The organism is Pseudomonas sp. GXM4 (assembly GCF_008923895.1).
Classification (GTDB): Bacteria; Pseudomonadota; Gammaproteobacteria; order Pseudomonadales; family Pseudomonadaceae; genus Aquipseudomonas; species Aquipseudomonas atacamensis.
Map to the genome: position 1 here is coordinate 1 of NZ_WBRZ01000388.1, position 3,856 is coordinate 3,856.

The window sequence follows — 3,856 nt, forward strand, 5'->3', positions numbered from 1 at the left end:
TCAATTGAAGAAATGCGTTCGAATGTGGGAGCGAGCCTGCTCGCGAAGGCGCCTTCAGAGACGCCGCATTACTTGCTGGGTTTAACGGTCACCGGCGCCTTGCCCTGCTTCATCTGCTCCAGCAACGGCGCGCATTGATTCGGTTCGCCACCGCTCGGCGCCACCAGCGCCAGCAATCCCGCCGCCGGTGCGGCTATCACGCCCAGCGCAACCATCCCCGCCCCGCGCAGCATCAACGGTACGGCTTTGACGCCGGCATCCGGTTTGATGAACTTGCCGCGCACATACAGCGGCGAGCGCAGCGAGATCAGACGCCAGCCTTTCGACTCCGGGGTCACGGTCAGATCGAGTTGCTCGGTAGCCATGTTCGCTGTGCCATCGATGTAGATGATCGCGTTCTCGGTATCGAAGACAAATAGCCGTGTGGTCGCCAGGCCGGTCTTGATGTCGAAGTCCGCCGCCGCGCAGTTGATCTTCACTTCCTTGTCGCCAAAGATCTTGCCGACCACGTAGTTACCGACGTTGAGCCCGGCCAGCTCCATCAGCTCGCGGCTGATCGCACCGTCGTTGATCAGCATCTTCAGATTGCCGTTGGCGCCGCCGAGCAGCTTGGCCACGGAGTTGCCACGGCCACTGATGTCGGCATCGCCATTGAGCTCACCGAAACTGGTTTTCATCGGTTCGAAGGTCGGGAACAACTCTTTGAGTTTGAATTTGCGTGCGGTCAAACGCGCCCGGCCTTCCAGCGGCTCGGTGCGGCCATTGAGACGGATCAGCGCATCCAGGGTGCCGCCGGCAACGCCAAAGCGCAGCGGCTCCAGGCTGAGCTCGCCATCGTTGAGTTTCAGATGGGTATAGAGGTCGTTGAACGGCAGCTTCTCGCTGTGGACGATGCGTTTGCCGGTGAACTCGACATCGGCATCCATGGCGCGCCAGCGATCGGTTTTGAATTCTTCGACCGGCAGGACTTTATCTGCCGGCTGCTTGCTCGCGCCGCCACGGGCCTTTTGCTCGGTGTTGGAATCAGCGCCGATCAACGGTGCAAGGTCGGCGAACAGCAGCTGATTGGAGAGCAACGCACCCGTGAGTTTCGGCCGTGGCTGGCTGGCCACGTAGGTCAAGTCGCCGTGAATATCGCTGTCGCCGATCTTGCCGTTGAATTTTTCATAAGTGAATTTCGCCCCGGCCTCGTCATGCAGCTTGGCGATCAAGTGGCCGTCGGTGGAATACGGTGGGGTGTCCGGCAGCGTCACGCCGGTCAGCGGGTAAAGATTGCCGAGGCTGTCGCCAGCGAGCTTCAAGCGCAGGTCGAGGGCCCCGAGATTCAGCGGGTCAGTCAGGGTGCCGGCCAGTTCGATACGGGTGTCGCCGATCTTCGCCTGGGCCTGCAACGGGAACGGCTTGCTCGCGTCCTGCAAGGCCAGCAGCCCGCCGATCTTGCCCTGCCCGGTGAGGTTCTGCCCGTGGTATTGGCCTTTGACCTTGAGTGCAAAGGCATAGTCCTGCGGTGCGCCGCCCTTGTCCTGAGCGGTTTTCGCCGCTTTGTCGCCGACAATCTCGCTGAATGGAATCGGCTTGCCGAGCGGGTCGATCAACACATCGAGGTTGGTCTTCAGGGTCTGGTCGTCGAGGGTCACGTGGCCCTTGTCGAAACCGATCGCGCCGATATCGACCACCCAGCTCGACGGCTCGGCGTTCGGGTCCTTGGGATCGAATTTGAACGTCCAGTTCGCGCGGCCATCGGCCAGACGTTGCAGTTCGGCATTCGGCTCGGTCAGGTCGATGCGCGGAATCACCACGCGCTGGGCCAGCAGGGCCAGCGGCGAAATGCGCAGTTCAACGCGTTTGAGCGTGACCATCTGCGGCTGTTTCGACCAGTCCGGGTTGCCCAGACTCAGATCCTCGGCGACCACGTGCGGCCACGGCACCCAAGAGCGCCAGCCGCCTTCTTCCGGCTCGCGCTGCCAGATCACAGCGAGGTTGCCATTGATGGCAAACGCCCGGTGCAGTTCTTCCGAAACTTTGGCGTTGATCGTGGGTTTGATCCGGTTCCAGTCGAAAAACGCGATGATCAGAATCAAGGCTGCCAGCAGCAGCGCGAGGATGGCGAAGGTCCAGCTGAAGATTTTTCCAGTGCGCGTCATGCACAAAGCTCCTGATCACGACCGCACGCCGAACATCCCGACGCACAGCTGAAACGGCAGACCGAAGCGGCCCCTATGCAGTCTGTGACTGACGAAAGGCCCGCAGGTTTAATTGAAAGGCAGTTTAAGCCATAAAAAGCTTGGCAAAACTGACCGATCGGTCGAGAAGTGTTACCGCCACCCGCACTTTTGCGAGGCACGAGTGAGTCGAAAATACCCACGACGGTGCAAAACCGTCGCCCGCAAAGGCGCGATCTAGAGCCTTCGCGCCGAACAATCAATTCTGTTGATTATTACCATTGCGTTTATGAACTTTTATATCGACTTATCGAGAGTAGCATTGCCCTCGTACCCACTTTATCGCCCTCCCAAGGAGCCACTATCATGAAACGCCAATTACTGCTCAGCCTTACCCTGTCGATGCTAGCCAGCACTGCTTTCGCCCTGCCCGCTGCCGATCAGGCCACTCCGCAAGTCAAAGACAGCCACTCGGTGTTCAGCCAGACTCTCGCTGAAGACGGCTACGACAAAACCCCACAAGGCCAGACTCTGGCTGAAGACGGCTATGACAAAACCCCACAAGGTCAGACTCTGGCTGAAAACGGTCGCAACCGCCTCCAAGAAAAAGGTCTGGTTGAAGATGGCTATGACAAGACGCCACAAGGCCAGGCTGTAGCCGAAAACGGCCGCAATCGTCTCGAAGAAAAAGGTCTGGTGGAAGACGGCTACGACAAGACTCCACAAGGTCAAGCCCTCGCCGAAGGTGGTGGTGACCGTGTGATCGAACGCAACAGCGCCGTGAGCTGAGCCTATGACGGCCCAGCGAAAAAGCCCAATCAGCGGATTGGGCTTTTGACTTTTCAGCTTCTGTGATCCCTCGCTGCATGACTCCCCGTTCGACGCCGACAAAGCCGATTTGCTAGAGTGCGGCGCTTGTCCTGCCGAAGAACACACCCTGCGATGCTGCCCCGCGCCGAACAGAAACAACAGACCCGCAACGCCCTGATGGACGCTGCCCGCCACCTGATGGAAAGCGGCCGAGGATTCGGCAGCCTGAGCCTGCGCGAAGTGAGCAAGACCGCTGGCATCGTGCCCACCGGTTTCTACCGGCACTTCGCCGATATGGACGAGTTGGGACTGGTGCTGGTCAGCGAAGTCGGCCAGACCTTCCGCGAGACCATCCGCCTGGTGCGCCACAATGAATTCGTCATGGGCGGCATCATCGACGCTTCGGTGCGCATCTTCCTTGATGTGGTCAACGCCAACCGCTCGCAATTCCTGTTTCTCGCCCGCGAACAATACGGCGGCTCGCTGCCGGTGCGCCAGGCGATCGGACGCCTGCGGGAGAACATCAGCGCCGACCTCGCGGCGGACCTGGCGCTGATGCCCAAGCTGCAACATCTGGATCTGGCCGGCCTCAGCGTGATGGCCGACCTGATCGTCAAATCGGTGTTCGCCACCCTCCCCGACATCATCGACCCGCCCGCCGAGGCCTTGCCGGAGCATCTGACCCCGCAGGCGAAGATCACCCAGCAACTGCGCTTCATCTTCATCGGCCTAAAGCACTGGCAAGGGCTGGGCAGTACCGAGTAATCCCTTCTCTATCTGACACAGCGCAAAGCCCCGTGGGAGCGAGCCTGCTCGCGAAAGCGCTGGATCAGCTGAATACATCTGTCTGACACCGCGCATTCGCGAGCAGGCTCGCTCCCACA

Annotated in this window: 3 protein-coding genes; 2 read left to right on the forward strand and 1 reads right to left on the reverse strand. The window is 60.1% G+C overall.

Going from position 1 to position 3,856, the window contains the following annotated elements; translation table 11 throughout:
• Positions 1–68: 68 nt before the first annotated feature.
• The gene (locus tag F8N49_RS26350; RefSeq protein ID WP_151553183.1) at positions 69–2,144 is read right to left on the reverse strand and encodes an AsmA family protein; all 2,076 of its coding nucleotides are present in this window, start codon (positions 2,142–2,144) and stop codon (positions 69–71) included.
• A 384-nt stretch (positions 2,145–2,528) separates the two neighbouring features.
• Between F8N49_RS26350 and F8N49_RS26355 the strand changes: the two genes are divergently transcribed.
• Both F8N49_RS26355 and F8N49_RS26360 read left to right on the forward strand, forming a co-directional pair.
• Positions 2,529–2,951 carry a hypothetical protein gene (locus F8N49_RS26355; RefSeq protein ID WP_016771905.1) on the forward strand — a complete coding sequence of 141 codons (423 nt, stop codon included), beginning with the start codon at positions 2,529–2,531 and terminating at the stop codon, positions 2,949–2,951.
• 153 nt (positions 2,952–3,104) lie between these two features.
• Complete coding sequence (locus F8N49_RS26360; RefSeq protein ID WP_016771906.1) at positions 3,105–3,737, forward strand: TetR family transcriptional regulator; 633 nt, start codon at positions 3,105–3,107, stop codon at positions 3,735–3,737.
• The last annotated feature ends 119 nt before the right edge of the window (positions 3,738–3,856 follow it).

Bases quoted from the DNA above. Each gene is read 5' to 3' on its own strand.
- F8N49_RS26350 (WP_151553183.1), bottom strand. From the start codon at position 2,144: ATGACGCGCACTGGAAAAATCTTCAGCTGGACCTTCGCCATCCTCGCG.
- F8N49_RS26355 (WP_016771905.1), top strand. From the start codon at position 2,529: ATGAAACGCCAATTACTGCTCAGCCTTACCCTGTCGATGCTAGCCAGC.
- F8N49_RS26360 (WP_016771906.1), top strand. From the start codon at position 3,105: ATGCTGCCCCGCGCCGAACAGAAACAACAGACCCGCAACGCCCTGATG.